Raw genomic sequence first — 15,317 nt, 5'->3', positions numbered from 1 at the left:
GATTTTATTATTTCTTCAGAAACATCGCCATCTACTGAAAATCTTTCCTTATACCGTTCTACTAATGTCCCACTGTTATCGAGTGTAGTTTTAATTTCTTCTTTATAAATTTCAAAATAAAAATTTATAATTTTATCGTTACTAAAGAACGGCTTTAAAAAATCGTTTAAAAAACTATGAATAGTTGATATTTCAACATTTGGAGAAATAATTCTTTTCTGCATTACCTCTGAAGCTCTATTAGTATAGGTAATACACAAAATTTTAACAAATGGTTCATTATTTAAAATTCCATTAATAGTTTTACTAATAAAGTAAGTTTTGCCACTTCCAGCAGGAGCATTTATATTGTAGAAGTTATTTTGTTGTTGAGCCACGTTAATCCCTCCTCGATATAATTAGGCAACACTTCAATTACTTTATCTTTAAAAATAATTGAGTACATTAGATTTGTTTTATCAATAATTGAAACTAAATCCCTTATTGAACGTTTTGGTTCACAATTTTCTTTGAATTCCTCATACTCAGCATACTCTTCAGGATGGTTATCTCTCAGATAGTCAATTTTCCTATTTTCTTTTGATATATCTAATCTATTATATATTTCCTCTCTCTTCATGCTACACTCTTTACCAGAAGTAATTTTAGGTAGTCTCAATTCAAAAGATTCATTAAATTTGTCCCACTCCGATTTGTTAAATTTTTCAAACACACTTTCTATTTCCTCTGTTGGAGAAATCATTTTATATAATAAAGCATCTTCTAATGTTCTAGCATATCCATCTTTATCTGTTTGGGTAAAAATTTCTATATTCTTTTCTCTATCTTGACTTTGTTGTTGATAAATGCCGGCAACATCTTTATTGTCAGCAGGTAATATTGAATTTAAAGTCGTATTAGAAGATTTATCACTATCTATTCCCTCTAATTCCTCTCTTTCTTTATCGTAATCAATATCAGTAAAGACACAGGCCATCATTCTCAATTCATTTAATAGTGGAAAATATTTATGTGCATAAGCACCACCACATTGACAATAACTTAAATATTGACGAGCTAAATTACTGTACTTTGAATTTTTTCTATTAATCAAACTTTCAAAATACATTCGCTCTGCATCTCCTTCATAAAAAATAACAGCATCTGAAAAAATTAAATCTGCGAAATTTAGCTTAAAGAATGTTTCATAAAATTCTTTTTCTCCATTATTGTTAATAAATTGATGTAAATCAACAATACGATTCATAAAGTTTTTTTCTGAACGAATTACCTTTATATCATTAACATCTACATTTTTCACAATTTCAGTGGAATGAGTTGTAATAATCCCCTGTAGATTTTTTTTGCTACTAAAAATCGTTTCAATATAACTAACTAGCACTTTCTGCATTTGTATATGCATATGTGCTTCAGGTTCTTCTATAACAAATAAATTTACAGTATTTGGTTGAATAGTTCTACTAAATCTATCAATTTGAAGACTCATATAAATCAAATTACTAATACCAAGACCTTGGGATTCTTCAGTTAAATTAAACAAAAAATCATCAGTACTATGTGAATAATTAATTAATAAACTATCCTTAATCAAGTTCAATAAGTTCTTTTCGTTAAAATGAAATTTCGCTTCTAAAGCTTCAATTTCATTTTTTGATACATTATCTAGACTATCTTTTAAGTCAGATAAAATATTTTGTGTTTCGTTTTGAAAACTAGAATCAATTTCTGATTCAGCCAAATCATTAGCTATTTTATTTTTTAATTCATTAAATTTACTATCCCATACAGAATCACGGTTAGTAGAATCGGATGATGAAATAATTGATGTAGTTATCTTTTTATTTTTAAGATTTTCATCATCTAGTTCTCTATCAGCAGATATATATTCAAAATGGAATAATTTTTTAAAATCTTTATATTCAATAATTTTCTTATTATTGAAATCCTTATCAGCATAAAAATAAATACTTTCTGTATTTTGTTCTATGATTTCTTGAAGTATTGTAGCTGATTTGGTATCTTGTTTAACAAATTCTTCTTTTATTGCCTCTGCATTGAGTTTATAATTGTATTCAAAATAAAAATTCCACTTATCATCATCAAGATCCATGAGGTAGTTTGCAAATAAACCAATTGATTCTTCCAAGTCATAGGACAATTCAAATTGAACTTTTATTTTTATTTGTTCATTAATATAATCTATAAATTCAATGAACTTTTCGTCATTAAAATCTGAGGAAAAATCTAATTCCTTGACTCTGTTATCCAACAGGGATTTTAATGTGATAGAAAAATCTTTAAAACCCACTGATTTTCTTGTTTTATTATTAAAAATAATGTCTAGCAACTGAATCAGAGAAGTTTTTCCACTATTGTTAGCTCCTGCTAAAATAGCAAAATTTCCATGATTTAAATTTATTGCACTCTTATTAAAGCGTCTATATCCCTCGATAGTAATTTTATCAATTCTCATAAAAATTTTTCCTTTTATCAAAAAGTAAGCGTTATCAAAAAATGTTGAAAGATAAACCTAAATCATAATATTTAGGTTTATCTTTCTGTGTTTATTTCACGAGTTTCCTCATCTCATTAATACGTACCACGGTCGCGTCGTATTTCGCTTGGTAGTCGGCTTGTTTGTCGCGTTCTTTTTGGACGACTTCTGGTTTGGCATTGGCTACGAAGCGTTCGTTAGAGAGCTTCTTACCGACCATATCCAGTTCTTTTTGCCATTTAGCCAGTTCCTTGTCGAGACGAGCCAGTTCTTCTTCGACATTGAGGAGGTCTGCGAGAGGCAAGTAGATTTCTGCTCCGGTGATGACGCTTGACATAGCCAGTTCAGGTGCAGGGATGGTTGATGCGATTTCCAAGTGTTCTGGATTTGTGAAGCGTTTGATGTAGTTGACATTGCTATTAAAGAAGGCTTCCAAGTCGCTATCGCTTGTCTTAACAAGGATGGTGATCGGCTTGCTTGGTGCAACGTTTACTTCCGCACGGGCATTACGAACAGCACGGATCAAGTCTTTGAGACTTTCTACACCAGTGTGGGCAGCAAGGTCTTCAAAGGCTGGATTAACAGTTGGGTATTCCGCTGTAACGATAGAGCCTTCTGAGATTTGTCCAAAGATTTCCTCTGTCACGAATGGCATGATTGGGTGAAGGAGACGAAGGATCTTGTCCAAAGTGTATAGGAGAACAGAACGTGTGATGACTTTCTCTTCTTCGTTATCGCTATAAAGGACTTCCTTGGTCAATTCGACGTACCAGTCCGCAAACTCGTCCCAGATGAAGTTGTAGAGGATATGGCCAGCAACACCAAACTCAAACTTGTCAAAGTTTTCAGTAACTTTTCCGATGGTTTCATTGAGATTGTGGAGAATCCAGCGGTCAGTAACGTTGCCAGCTTCCTTGTTTGCAACTTTTTCGACATTGGCAGTTGCTTGCTCGAGAGTCAAATCTTCATTGTTCATGAGGATGTAGCGAGAGATGTTCCAAATCTTGTTAATGAAGTTCCAAGATGCATCCATTTTCTCGTAAGAGAAGCGGACGTCTTGCCCTGGTGCAGAACCGTTTGAAAGGAACCAACGAAGGGCATCAGCACCGTATTTCTCGATGACATCCATCGGGTCAATCCCGTTTCCGAGAGATTTGGACATCTTGCGCCCTTGCTCGTCACGAATGAGACCGTGGATAAGCACGTTTTGGAATGGCTGACGGCCAGTGAATTCCAATGATTGGAAGATCATACGAGATACCCAGAAGAAGATGATGTCGTAACCTGTTACCAAGGTTGAAGTTGGGAAGTAACGTTTGAAATCTTCTGAGTCGACATCAGGCCAGCCCATGGTTGAGAACGGCCAAAGGGCAGAACTGAACCAAGTATCCAAGACGTCTTCGTCCTGAGTCCATCCGTCACCTTCTGGAGCTTCTTCGCCGACATATATTTCACCCTCAGCATTGTACCAAGCAGGGATTTGGTGACCCCACCAGAGCTGACGAGAGATCACCCAGTCGTGGACATTTTCCATCCATTGGAGGAAGGTATCGTTGAAACGAGGTGGGTAGAATTCGACCTTGTCCTCTGTGTCTTGGTTGGCAATGGCGTTTTTAGCCAATTGATCCATCTTGACGAACCACTGCGTAGACAAGCGGGGTTCAACCACTACACCTGTACGTTCTGAGTGACCAACACTGTGGACACGTTTTTCGATTTTAACAAGGGCACCGATTTCTTCCAACTTAGCAACGACTGCCTTACGAGCTTCAAAACGGTCCATGCCTGCAAATTCAAAGGCCAAGTCGTTCATGGTTCCATCGTTGTTCATGACGTTAACTTGTGGCAAGTTATGACGTTGACCAACCAAGAAGTCGTTTGGATCGTGGGCAGGTGTGATTTTCACGACACCTGTACCAAACTCAGGATCTGCGTGTTCGTCTCCAACGATTGGAATCAATTTATTAGCGATTGGAAGGATGACATTTTTACCAATCAAGTCCTTGTAGCGTGAGTCTTCTGGATTGACCGCAACCGCAACATCCCCAAACATAGTTTCAGGACGAGTTGTCGCAACTTCAAGAGCGCGTGAACCGTCTTCCAGCATGTAGTTCATGTGGTAGAAGGCACCTTCGACATCCTTGTGAATCACCTCGATATCAGAAAGGGCTGTGCGAGCTGCGGGGTCCCAGTTGATGATGAACTCACCGCGGTAGATCCAGCCTTTCTTGTAAAGGTCCACAAAGACCTTGCGAACCGCTTTTGACAAACCTTCATCAAGAGTGAAACGCTCACGAGAGTAGTCTACAGAGAGCCCCATCTTGCCCCATTGTTCCTTGATAGTAGTGGCATATTCGTCTTTCCATTCCCAGACTTTATCAAGGAATTTTTCACGACCAAGGTCGTAACGGCTAATACCCTCGCCACGCAAGCGCTCCTCAACCTTAGCCTGAGTCGCAATCCCAGCGTGGTCCATCCCTGGAAGCCAGAGTGTGTCAAAACCTTGCATCCGTTTTTGACGGATGATAATATCCTGCAAAGTCGTGTCCCAAGCGTGACCAAGGTGGAGTTTACCAGTTACGTTTGGTGGTGGAATAACGATGGAATAAGGCTTAGCCTTTTGATCGCCTGAAGGCTTGAAAACATCGGCATCAAGCCATTTTTGGTAACGACCAGCCTCAACCTCGGCTGGATTGTATTTAGGTGAAAGTTCTTTAGACATGTGTGTTCTCCTTGTTTAAGTAGTTCAATATCTTAAAAATTTGTTCTAATTCTTGTTTTTTCATATAAGAAGTCATATAGTCATAATCTGGCAATCCAGTTTTAGTAACTGGCAACATAATCTTTTGACGTTTCATGCGTTCGCCATTGAATTTATAACCATAAGCATACTTGATTTTTTGCGACAAAATCATTTGTTTCAAGAAAAGGTAGGTATATTTATTTCCGTCTATCTCGTCCTTCCATTTCAAACGTTTGACATCATCAGAAAAAATGGCTTCGTAGGGATGATAGAAATTTTCAACAACACTACCATTGTAATTCACACCGAGTACATTTGCATCAAGACTTTTATTCTTATTAGATACAAAAGCTGTAACTCCATTATCGCTATCGCTAGCACCTACAAATGGTCTCAATCCAATTTCTTGATTTGCTTTTGTCAAACGAACGCCTGATTTAATCTCACAAATATCTTCAATCCAGAAATCTTTCCAAGAAATTTCACAAACTTTTTCTTCAAGAATGATCTTCACTCTTATATATATATATATATATATATTCAAGCACTTCTTGGACTTTATCAAGTTCTAATTTTTTCACAAAGTCAGACATATATTGGAAATTAGGATTACCTTCTTTATCAGCTGGAAGAATGACTTTTTCTCTTTTTATACGGGTGTCGTTAATCTCTCTGTTAAAAGAATATTTTTCTTCTAAGCGTTTAACAACGGTAGATAAAAATAGATAAGCGTATTTGTCTGCATTTTCAGACTTTAAAGCTGTTACGTGATCACTAGCCACAAACTCAAATTGCTGATAGAAAGTGGAACCGACACTTCCGCTATTGGCAATAGTGAGGACATCTTCAAATTTCCGAACCCCTGTTTCGTTTCCAATAAAAGCATCTACACCATTGTTTTCGGAAGTTGAGGAAATATAAGGTTTAGGACCATCTGTCTGATTAGCTTTTGTCAGACGTTTCCCTCTTTGAATCTCTTGAAAAACTTCAGTGAATCGAAATGTTTTCCATTCTACCTTGTCTATCCCCACCACATCTCCAGCTAGGTCAACCAATTTACGTTCATAATAATCAATGATTTTCTGAGCTTGTTGTTTCTGTTCTTGCTTAATGTAATCTTCCATAAACTGCCAGTTAGGCTGACCTTGGGAATTGACAGGGAGAATAAGTTTTGATTTTCTCATCCTCTTTGGCCTCCATTTTTTACCATATTCAAAACTTTCTCCACTTTTTTGAAGGAGGGGTATTAAGAAATGGGCCAACTCTTTTGTTAACACGTAATTTTTAAGATAAAGCGGAGTTATATCATGACTACAGGTAAACATTTGTAACTGATAATAAATATGCCCAACTGAGCCATTGTTTGTAACAGCTAAGCAATTTCCAGGAAAAAATCTTAGATGAACATCTTTTGAAGATAAGTTGCCAACTTTATCCCATTTTTCAATAGTTTCTTTTCTATAAAAGGCTGTTACTCCGTTATTATTTTGAGTAGCACCTAAAAATGGTATCGTCCCATCTTTATCCAGAGGAGGCTTTTTGTTATAATAACCATCTTTTATATCAAAAATATCAATTAGTTTAAACTCTCCCCACTCCACATCCGTCAATTTTAACTTACTCATCTTTGTCACCTGCCATTAGTTGTTTGATTTGCTTGTCAAAATCCGATACGATTTTCTGGGTGCGGTTGAACTTCTCATATTCTTGACTGGCTTTCTCGTCTGCCTGTTTTTTAGAAATAGATCCTTTTCCTTCTAGAATGTCATATTCATTAAAAGAAAGGAAACGGTCAATACTTTCCGCCAAAGATTGCATGGTAAAGGTATTACGGCGTTCAACCAAACCTTCAATATAGTCGAAGTAAGAGGTTACGGTACGCTCTAGCTGACGGATTTCGCTTTCTTGCAAATAATTCTTAGCAACTGTTACATCCGATTTCAGTACTCGGCCATCTGGTGCATTCTTCCAAGTCGTTAATCCCATTTGTTTCTTTTCAGCATCTGCCTTATGATAAATAATCTCAGCAGCAGTATTACCTGTAATAGCAAAATGGAACTTGTTCTGCACCATGGCATAGAAATTCTTAGTGATTTCAGAATTTCTATCGTAGTCAATAGCACATTCCGCAAAAATATCGGTTATTTGCTGATAAATACGGCGTTCACTGGCACGAATGGAACGGATCCGCTCTAAGAGTTCACGGAAGTAATCTTGACCAAAGACCGTTTGTCCCTGTTTAAGACGCTCGTCATCAAGTACGAACCCCTTAATAATAAATTCTTTTAAGGTATTCGTTGCCCAAATTCGAAATTGTGTCGCCTTAGTTGAATTGACGCGATAACCAACTGATATAATGGCATCAAGATTGTAATACTCTAATTCGCGCTGAACCGCTCTACTACCCTCTTTTTGAACTGTTCGAAATTTTCGAACAGTTGCCAGCTTGTCTAACTCGCCATCACTATAAATATTTGATAAATGGTGACTAACCGTTGATTTAGAAACTCCGAACAAGTCAGAAATCCCTTTTTGTGTCAACCAAAGATTTTCATCTTGTAATAGAATATCTAAATTAACATCACCATTAGGTGTCGTATATAGGACAAAATTAGAAATTTCATTCATAATCGTCACCTTTTTCCGCTACCATCGGAAGTTCCTCAATATCGGTAATTTCTTGGTAATTCTCTTTCTCTTCTATTCCGAAAAGATAACCTCGTCCATGAGTAATCATATTGACTTCAAAAGTTAGATAATCTGCAATGGTCTTTTGAAAATCTTCCTCAGAAGGAATTTCATCATTAAAGTAATAGAAAGAGTGGAGCCACTCATCATCAGCTTCAATCGTTGTTTGAACACAGAACTTAGTTTCTGCTTCAGTGCGATCAAACCAGACATCAAGCAAGTGTTGTTTTTTATCTTTAGCCGTAGCTGTTTCAACTAGACCGATGTGTTTAGAGACTTCAAAACCATCATTTTCAAAGTTGATAAATTTGCATTCTTTTTCCGGACGATGCGGTATACCAGCTGTAAATACTGCAATACAAGGGTTTGTTCCCACGCCATAAAAGGTATTTTTATTAAGTGTAATAACACCTTCTAAAGTATGGTGTTTTAAAATATTTTGTTTAGTTTCTTTTTCAAACTTGGTCTTCCCTGTAAAGGTGGACTGAGGAACGATGACAACCGCCTTAGCACCTTCAACTAAAGAATTTAACAGGTGTTCTGTAAAGTTGATTTCATACAGATCTGTATTGGCTGTCGAACCCATTGAATATGGCGGATTCATCATACCAACGTTGCATTGTTTTAGCTGAAGCTTACTAGGATTTTGGCGTAGAAAGTCTTGGTTTTCAAGGTTACTTTTCCCATCACCTCGTAATATCATATTCGTCGTAGCAATTGTAAACATATAAGATTGTTCTTCAATCCCGAAGAGCTGATGTTTCCGAATTTGGTCACGTTGAGAATCATTTTCTGCTTTTGTTAACATATCATGCATAGCAGCGATTAGGAAGCCTGCTGTACCGCAAGTCGGATCAAAAACCTTATCCGTCGGTTTCAAATCAACCAAATCACAAAACAGTTCCGTGATATGCTTTGGTGTTAAAACAATGCCTAAGTTCTGGCCATCTCCTCCAGAGTAAGACATGAATTCTCCGTAAAAACGACCTAGATAATCTTCAGCAGAACTGTTATATCTTAAACTTTGATAAATACTCTTATAAAGAAATTCTGTGAAATGTTTGATAGGTGTTTTACCTAGATTAGCATTTTTTTCATTAATTTTCACATCGTCTCTAATGATAGCAAACTGACTAAGTAGTTTATCTTTTTTTACTTCAGGAGACACATTAGCGCGCTGAAGGTTAGACTTGATGGCAGTATAAATCTTTGAGCCGTCTGTTTTTACAGTATCTCCAGTTAAACTTTCCAGAGAGAAGTTTCCATGCTCCGTTTCTCTCAATGCTAACAGAATTCCTGAAACAATCAGAGGTTTGTTCTTTTCCTCAATATTGCCGTAATTTCTCAAATCATTGTGTAAAGTCGCGGCATCTTTTAAAATTTCAGCAGTTTCTTTTTCAAAATTGGTTTCTTCTTGAAGAATCTCTTTTACGTAATACTCATCAATATTATCTATTGAAAAGGAAATAAGGGTCTCAATATCCGCAAGTTCAAAATATTCACCACGTTCATTTACAAAAACAGGAGTAATGCGATGTTTTTTTTCATTGCCACTAATTCCAACAGCAATGATTTTTTTGTAACTAACCTTATCTGCTAAATGTTTAGCATAAAAGACCGCTCCGTTTACTGCATAGTCTGTATTTGATTTGACATCATCAGCAATCAAATCATCATCTGTATAATTGATATGTTTTGATAATCCAGGTTTATCTTCAATAATGATTAAGAAGTCTTTAACAATTCCAACGTATTCTGGGAAGCCTGAATTTCCAGTCCCTTTTTTCGAAGCAGTCTTCAGTGCTTCATTAATCTCTTTAACATTACTTCCCTGCGCATCAAAATTTTCACGGATTCCTGCTTCTTTTAAAAGTTCATGAACCCATAAATCAGTATTTACTTCTTTTTTTGCCATTATTCATCTCTTTTCATTACTAAATTTCCCACTCACTCCTCAGCAATCCATATATCAGACTGTCACAGCGATTGCCTTGGGCATCTTTGCGGTCTCTTATGCGAGCTTCTAAGGTAAAGCCAAGTTTCTCTGCGACTCGTTGACTTTGGACATTGTAGCCAAAACAAGTCAGCTCAATCTTGTGAAGACCCAGTTCTTTAAAGCCTAGGTCAATCAAGGTACGTGCCGCTTCGGGCACATAGCTTCGGGCACATAGCCTCGGCCCCAATAGTCTGGATGTAAGATATAGCCAATCTCCAAGACATCATCCTCGTGACGACGAGGGAAATCAACAGAGCCGATGACCTTATCGGTTCCTTTAACGACAATTCCATAGCCCGCTGGGAGATTTTCCTTTTGATTGCGCTCGGGAAGGATATGCTCTAGGTAATAAATCTCATCTCCCAAGGTTTTAACGGGGTGAAATGCTGCTGGATAAGCGACCTCTGGGAGACTAGCGTAGGCATGAATATCCTCGGCATCAGCCACTGTACGGACCCGTAGGATAAGTCGTTCCGTTTCGATTCGTTCAGGTAATGTTGCTCCTGTCATCCTTCTTCCTCGCTTTCTTGATGAAACTCCCCATAGGATCGACACGATCATCTAAATAACGATAAACGCGCTGGTGACCGTCTCCCATAAAGTAAGTTGGCGCAAAACAGTCATTTTTAAAATGGCCCTTGTCATCTAACAAATCAGAATCAGCAAGTCGCCCAAGAATCTTGGCAAAGATATGGCAGATGCCATCTTCCTCGATAATCCTATCTACCTGGCAATCCAATACGACTGGACAGGCCTTTAAAATCGGGGCCTGAGTCTGTTCAGAAATCTCACAGTCTAGTCCCAGGTGTTTCAATTTCTCACGATGGCTGATAAAACCAGCCTGCTCCATCTCAAGCATAAAGTTTTCATCAGGGATATTGACGGTGAACTGTTGATAATGCTTAATCTGGTCAGCCGCATTTTCCTCAGCCCCAACACCGATGACCAACCAGTCTCCCAGACTATAAGAGGAGCTACAGGTCGTAATATTGTGACCAAAGTTCTGATCCTGATACCCTAAAATAAAGATAGGAAAACCATAGTAGAGCTTACTGGTTTTAAAGGATTGCTTCATGAAAACCTCCTTTGACTAAGACGCAAAAGAAAAGCCCTGCCATCTACATGACAGGGACGAATGTGCTTATCCGCGGTACCACCCAATTTCGGGCAGAGCCCGCAACTCTTGTCTTTAAAACAAAAAGACATTTTTATTTCATTTTCAGTCATTAGCAACCAGTTTTGACACATTTGTGGACTTCTCAGCACCGCCACTTTCTGTAAAATGTGGGATTCAAAACACCTCTAATGGCTCTATTGTAGCAAGTTTTTCTCGGAAAAGCAAGGATCAAGAAAGATTACTTGAAGCTGATTCCGTGTTCTTTTAATTTCTTAATAGTAGCTGGGCCAATTCCTTTCAAGGCAAGGAGTTCTTTTTCTGTCCAGTTTTTGAAGTCAGCAGCCGACTTGATTCCTTCATCGTAGAAAGTTTTGGCACGGTCGACTGAAAGTCCACCTAGGTTGGCTGCGAATTCCTCTACAGAGCTTGTAACCTTTTGAGCTTGCTCTTTAGTTGCTTCTACTGTTTGTTCCACTTTTTTAGAGACAACTTTTCCTGCTTCGCTAGCAGATTTTTCTGCATGTTTCACAATTTTTTTTGTTTCTTCTACAACCTTGGTCACAGTACTTGAAAATGCACCTGAACGACGAAGGCTATTTCGCAATTGTTTTTTACGTTGGAGTTTCTTTGACATGATAAAATCCTTTCAATAAAAAATCCCTGCTCTGACAAGGATTTAATACAGATATTCTATCAAGATTTTGGGAAAAAATCAAGAAAGGAAACAAGATTACCCTTAAAAATCTAGCCGTTTTTCCTTTCGATCTGATTTGACAATGATTCGACTTCTTGATAAAATATGCAGTAATGTGCAAGACTGATTCATGTAAAAAGCTGATAAGGAGAACAATATGAATAACGAAAGTTACTTTGACGGTGGTCTTTTGAGCTACGTTGGACATGCTATCCTAGCCATGCTTATCATGGGATTTACTGTTGGAATCGCTACACCATGGGCAGTTTGTATGATGCAAAACTGGAAGGTTAAGCACACTGTCATCGATGGACGTCGCCTTTATTTTGACGGAACAGGTTCTCAATTATTCGGGAACTGGATCAAGTGGTTCTTGCTCACCATCATCACTTTGGGCATCTATTCATTCTGGTTGCATATCAAAATGGAACAATGGATCACAAAACACACACATCACGTATAAACAAAAAAAGTGCGTTCATACGCACTTTTTGATTTGTAACGATTAGTAGTTTCTCTCGCCAAACAATCCTTCTGGCAAATCATGAAATCCCTTGCCTGCCTTGAAGTTTTCAAACTTACCAAGCAAGAACTGGTAGGCATCCAAACGGCTCTCGTAGCGAATCATGGCATCTTTGGCACGCTCGTCTTGGTCTTCTTCGTAGACTTTTTGACTTTCCTTGTGCGCCATGTCGTTGATCATGATCTGGGTATTAACCCAGGCCTCAAATTCCTTCATAAATTCCTGTTCGTAACTCATTGATTCTCCTTATTCTAATCCACGGAAATAGTCCGTATCAATCTCTCGGTAGGGCTGGATATCCTGAACATACTCTAGCACGCCTTGGAATTCCCCGTTTTCATCGTGTACCGCAGCATAGGTGATGTGGACAAACTTGCCTCGCGACTCTGACTTGAACCACATCTCATACTTGTCCTTGACCCCTTCACGAAGACCTTTCATAACGGCCTTCACCTTGTCTAGGTACTTGGGCGGATGGCAGAGTTCTACATTGCGCCCGACTTGGGACGGCGTCCGTTTAAAAATCATCTCATCAGCCGGCGCATTGTCATTGTAATACTGGAAAATATCGTCTTTATTGACAAAGGTGATCTCCATAGGGAGGTGATTGAGGATGAGGTTAGCCTGCTCGACGGAGAGATAGCCATTGCCAAAAGCCTGTTGACTATGACGGTCCAGCACTGCTTCCTTTTCCCTAGGGGTAAAGGTAATGGTGAACTGACCTTCTGGTGTATCGATGACTTGCTGAACTTGACCTTCAGCCGTATCTAGTTGTACTGGCTCCTCTGCACTCTTTCCCTCAACAAAGCTCTGTCGCTCAGGCACCCATTTCTCTGACGGACGGATGATGGCATAGCCGTAGGCATCGCTCTCCTCCGCAATCTGAATCCAGTCATCCTGGGTGAAAGACTCGAGGAGAATCATGAGAAGGATGGACTCTTCCTTGAAAATCATACTTTCAAACTCTGTCGCAAAAGCTTCGAAATCTTCTTTTACAGTGTTAATCGACACTTCTGGTAGTGCCTTAGCCGTCGCTAGAGCTGTCTGAAAGAGTTCTCTGATCTGATCATCCACTCCCCACATAACTTTTGGAGGTGAATCGTGACCATAGCGCTCCATGATGGGGAAAAAGAGCTCTTCCTTGCGCTGATAGTGAATGTCAAATTGCCCCAAAAGTCCCATTTGACGGACCAAACCCTTGCGCATCTCTGCCAGCATTTCCTCGTCTTCCATAGACTCATAGGTATCCAACAATCTCCGAATGCGAATCAAGGCAGCACGGAGGGCCAGATTTTCATCCTTGAAGACGCGAACTGGGTGGCCAGGATGCTCGGTATCCTCTACTTCAACACCCTTAACAGCATTTTTAAAAAGATTAGCATGGACATCACAGAGCTCCATGACATCTTCAAAAGTGACACCTGAGTCTGAGTTCATCAGCTCGTGCTCCATGAGGGAAATCTCGATGGCTGACACACCTGTAAAGGTCGCATCAAAACGCTCCTGAACTGACTCAGGAGAGGCGCCATTGTGCAATTCTAACAAAATATCCCGTAGGATATGAATCCGTTCATCTGCCATTAGTCTAATCCAATCACTTCGTAACCATTCGCTTCCAGTGTGCGGACAATCTTGTCCATAGGTGTTCCTTCGAGCTTCGAACCCTGTTTAAGCGATACCTTGCGACCGACGGTATTGCGCATCAAGGGATTGGCTAGTGGTTTAAAACCTAGCTCCACTAGAATTTCCAAGACTTCTGGATGCTTGTCCACCACTTCTGCAACGGGTATTGACACATCGATGATATTGTCCATGACGACCTCCATGTATGTTCTAATACTCAATGAAAATCAAAGAGCAAACTAGGAAGCTAGCCGCAGGCTGCTCAAAACAGTGTTTTGAGGTTGTGGATAGAACTGACGAAGTCAGTAACCATACCTACGGCAAGGTGAAGCTGACGTGGTTTGAATTTGATTTTCGAAGAGTATAAAATGATTTTACTGCTTATATTATACCATATGGGAAGAGATTAAAAAACTAGCAGTGGAGTTCCTGCTAGTTTCTTTCATTTCAAGTTATTCCTTATCATCTGGTTTTGCGAGCCACTGGGCTACATCCATCAGCTTGTCAGCAAGGAGTACTTTCCCGAAACCTACTAGAGCATTGTCATCTTTTTTCATGTTCTTCAGAACTTTGACGCTTTGCATCACAAAAAAGTAATTCCCGTAAGTCTTGGCTAGAATTTTAATGAAGCCCATATTACTCTCCTTCGATGATTTCGACTTCTTTTCGGATAATATCAACGTCTTTTTGATATTGCACTTCATTGTAGTTGACTAGTTTGGACAATTCCTGTTGCAATCTTTCTCCCATCGGCTTCATGGTCGCAAAGGTTAAGCCACCAGAAATGACTCCGCCTAGGATAGGAATCACTCTCCCCATTCCTTTGGCTAGGCCTCCTTTTGTCAGATTGACACCAAAAATTTTCAAAATTTTCTCTAAAATAGGATACCAGAGCGTCTTTGTCAAAGCTTTCTTATTCACTACTTTTATGACTTGTTTGGCTACTGTCACTCCGCCTGATCGAAGCAGGGCACCTGCACCATTTACTCCCAGCATCACACCGAGGTACAGTAGGAGTGTGTTTTTAGCTTCCTCGCTTAACTCATTGCGCGATGCCCAGAGATCATCAAATCCGTAAATATACCCTAGTTCCTGAGCTAGTTTTAATGAGAAAGCGTAAAACTGGGCTACATCTGTTGGAATGGTGATCGCCATGGCAAGACCTCCAGGTAGACCTGCCAATACCGAAGTGCCGCTGATCAGCAATACATTGTCCTTAATACAGGCCTTTGCCACTCGGTCCAAACTTTCCTGAGGTAACAAAGAAGTCGGCCCTTGTTCTAATAAGGTTGCAATATCCTTGCGGTCTAATTCCTTGGAAAACTTTTCCACCAAAAATTTCTCTCGATCAACTTTGACTACGGGAAGTTTTACCACTTGTTGCAATACTTACATAGCTATATCTTGTTTAGCCATTTGTATCTCCATTTTCATTCATA

Annotated in this window: 15 protein-coding genes and 1 pseudogene; 1 reads left to right on the top strand and 15 read right to left on the bottom strand. The window is 38.9% G+C overall.

The features are described from left to right. The 10 genes and pseudogenes from SORDD25_RS09475 to SORDD25_RS06590 all read right to left on the bottom strand — a co-directional run. A partial coding sequence (locus SORDD25_RS09475; protein WP_241497233.1) for a UvrD-helicase domain-containing protein occupies window positions 1-377 on the bottom strand: 377 nt, incomplete at its 3' end. After that, window positions 344-2,473, bottom strand: a complete 2,130-nt coding sequence (locus SORDD25_RS06630) for an ATP-dependent nuclease (RefSeq protein ID WP_061853090.1) — start codon at window positions 2,471-2,473, stop codon at window positions 344-346. The genes SORDD25_RS06630 and SORDD25_RS09475, both read right to left, overlap by 34 nt. A 91-nt stretch (window positions 2,474-2,564) precedes the next feature. Then, window positions 2,565-5,216 (bottom strand): valine--tRNA ligase, encoded by a 2,652-nt coding sequence (locus SORDD25_RS06625; protein WP_061853089.1) that lies wholly within the window; start codon window positions 5,214-5,216, stop codon window positions 2,565-2,567. Continuing rightward, entirely contained in the window at window positions 5,209-5,742 is a 534-nt protein-coding gene (locus tag SORDD25_RS06620; RefSeq protein WP_061853107.1) for a restriction endonuclease subunit S, read from the bottom strand. The genes SORDD25_RS06625 and SORDD25_RS06620 overlap by 8 nt, the downstream gene beginning before the upstream one ends. Next, complete coding sequence (locus SORDD25_RS06615; RefSeq protein WP_061853088.1) at window positions 5,735-6,862, bottom strand: restriction endonuclease subunit S; 1,128 nt, start codon at window positions 6,860-6,862, stop codon at window positions 5,735-5,737. Before SORDD25_RS06615 ends, SORDD25_RS06620 begins: the two co-directional genes overlap by 8 nt. After that, the gene (locus SORDD25_RS06610) at window positions 6,855-7,865 is read right to left on the bottom strand and encodes a virulence RhuM family protein (protein WP_061853087.1); all 1,011 of its coding nucleotides are present in this window, start codon (window positions 7,863-7,865) and stop codon (window positions 6,855-6,857) included. The genes SORDD25_RS06615 and SORDD25_RS06610 overlap by 8 nt, the downstream gene beginning before the upstream one ends. After that, window positions 7,858-9,840: an HsdM family class I SAM-dependent methyltransferase gene (locus tag SORDD25_RS06605; protein ID WP_045618122.1), complete on the bottom strand. Its 1,983-nt coding sequence runs from the start codon at window positions 9,838-9,840 to the stop codon at window positions 7,858-7,860. The genes SORDD25_RS06610 and SORDD25_RS06605 overlap by 8 nt, the downstream gene beginning before the upstream one ends. A 19-nt stretch (window positions 9,841-9,859) precedes the next feature. Next, a pseudogene (locus SORDD25_RS06600) lies at window positions 9,860-10,431 on the bottom strand (GNAT family N-acetyltransferase). Next, window positions 10,409-10,996, bottom strand: coding sequence for a flavin reductase family protein (locus tag SORDD25_RS06595; protein ID WP_061853086.1), 588 nt, complete (start codon window positions 10,994-10,996; stop codon window positions 10,409-10,411). Before SORDD25_RS06595 ends, SORDD25_RS06600 begins: the two are co-directional and overlap by 23 nt. Before the next feature lie 280 nt (window positions 10,997-11,276). Continuing rightward, window positions 11,277-11,672, bottom strand: a complete 396-nt coding sequence (locus tag SORDD25_RS06590; RefSeq protein ID WP_061853085.1) for a helix-hairpin-helix domain-containing protein — start codon at window positions 11,670-11,672, stop codon at window positions 11,277-11,279. A 217-nt stretch (window positions 11,673-11,889) separates the two neighbouring features. Between SORDD25_RS06590 and SORDD25_RS06585 the strand changes: the two genes are divergently transcribed. After that, window positions 11,890-12,195: a DUF898 family protein gene (locus SORDD25_RS06585; RefSeq protein WP_001058555.1), complete on the top strand. Its 306-nt coding sequence runs from the start codon at window positions 11,890-11,892 to the stop codon at window positions 12,193-12,195. A 42-nt stretch (window positions 12,196-12,237) separates the two neighbouring features. Here SORDD25_RS06585 and SORDD25_RS06580 read toward each other — a convergent pair whose 3' ends face one another. From SORDD25_RS06580 to SORDD25_RS06555, 5 genes are all read right to left on the bottom strand, one after another. Next, entirely contained in the window at window positions 12,238-12,492 is a 255-nt protein-coding gene (locus SORDD25_RS06580; protein ID WP_000119707.1) for a DUF1912 family protein, read from the bottom strand. A gap of 9 nt (window positions 12,493-12,501) precedes the next feature. Further along, on the bottom strand, window positions 12,502-13,836 hold the full coding sequence (locus tag SORDD25_RS06575; RefSeq protein ID WP_061853084.1) for a DUF438 domain-containing protein: 1,335 nt from the start codon (window positions 13,834-13,836) through the stop codon (window positions 12,502-12,504). Further along, entirely contained in the window at window positions 13,836-14,069 is a 234-nt protein-coding gene (locus SORDD25_RS06570; protein ID WP_000368739.1) for a DUF1858 domain-containing protein, read from the bottom strand. Before SORDD25_RS06570 ends, SORDD25_RS06575 begins: the two co-directional genes overlap by 1 nt. Window positions 14,070-14,330: 261 nt before the next feature. Next, window positions 14,331-14,513: a hypothetical protein gene (locus SORDD25_RS06560; protein WP_000505781.1), complete on the bottom strand. Its 183-nt coding sequence runs from the start codon at window positions 14,511-14,513 to the stop codon at window positions 14,331-14,333. A 1-nt stretch (window position 14,514) separates the two neighbouring features. Beyond that, window positions 14,515-15,264, bottom strand: coding sequence for a hypothetical protein (locus SORDD25_RS06555; RefSeq protein WP_241497231.1), 750 nt, complete (start codon window positions 15,262-15,264; stop codon window positions 14,515-14,517). Window positions 15,265-15,317 lie beyond the last annotated feature (53 nt).

This window comes from Streptococcus oralis, from assembly GCF_001579525.1.
GTDB classification, from domain to species: domain Bacteria; phylum Bacillota; class Bacilli; order Lactobacillales; family Streptococcaceae; genus Streptococcus; species Streptococcus oralis_M.
The sequence above is the reverse complement of the archived record's forward strand: the minus strand, read 5'-3'. Positions and strand labels throughout refer to the sequence as shown.

Coding starts and splice junctions, on each gene's coding strand:
- SORDD25_RS06610 (WP_061853087.1), bottom strand. CDS start 7,865: ATGAATGAAATTTCTAATTTTGTCCTATATACGACACCTAATGGTGAT.
- SORDD25_RS06570 (WP_000368739.1), bottom strand. CDS start 14,069: ATGGACAATATCATCGATGTGTCAATACCCGTTGCAGAAGTGGTGGAC.
- SORDD25_RS06625 (WP_061853089.1), bottom strand. CDS start 5,216: ATGTCTAAAGAACTTTCACCTAAATACAATCCAGCCGAGGTTGAGGCT.
- SORDD25_RS06615 (WP_061853088.1), bottom strand. CDS start 6,862: ATGAGTAAGTTAAAATTGACGGATGTGGAGTGGGGAGAGTTTAAACTA.
- SORDD25_RS06585 (WP_001058555.1), top strand. CDS start 11,890: ATGAATAACGAAAGTTACTTTGACGGTGGTCTTTTGAGCTACGTTGGA.
- SORDD25_RS06605 (WP_045618122.1), bottom strand. CDS start 9,840: ATGGCAAAAAAAGAAGTAAATACTGATTTATGGGTTCATGAACTTTTA.
- SORDD25_RS06560 (WP_000505781.1), bottom strand. CDS start 14,513: ATGGGCTTCATTAAAATTCTAGCCAAGACTTACGGGAATTACTTTTTT.
- SORDD25_RS06590 (WP_061853085.1), bottom strand. CDS start 11,672: ATGTCAAAGAAACTCCAACGTAAAAAACAATTGCGAAATAGCCTTCGT.
- SORDD25_RS06630 (WP_061853090.1), bottom strand. CDS start 2,473: ATGAGAATTGATAAAATTACTATCGAGGGATATAGACGCTTTAATAAG.
- SORDD25_RS06595 (WP_061853086.1), bottom strand. CDS start 10,996: ATGAAGCAATCCTTTAAAACCAGTAAGCTCTACTATGGTTTTCCTATC.
- SORDD25_RS06580 (WP_000119707.1), bottom strand. CDS start 12,492: ATGAGTTACGAACAGGAATTTATGAAGGAATTTGAGGCCTGGGTTAAT.
- SORDD25_RS06575 (WP_061853084.1), bottom strand. CDS start 13,836: ATGGCAGATGAACGGATTCATATCCTACGGGATATTTTGTTAGAATTG.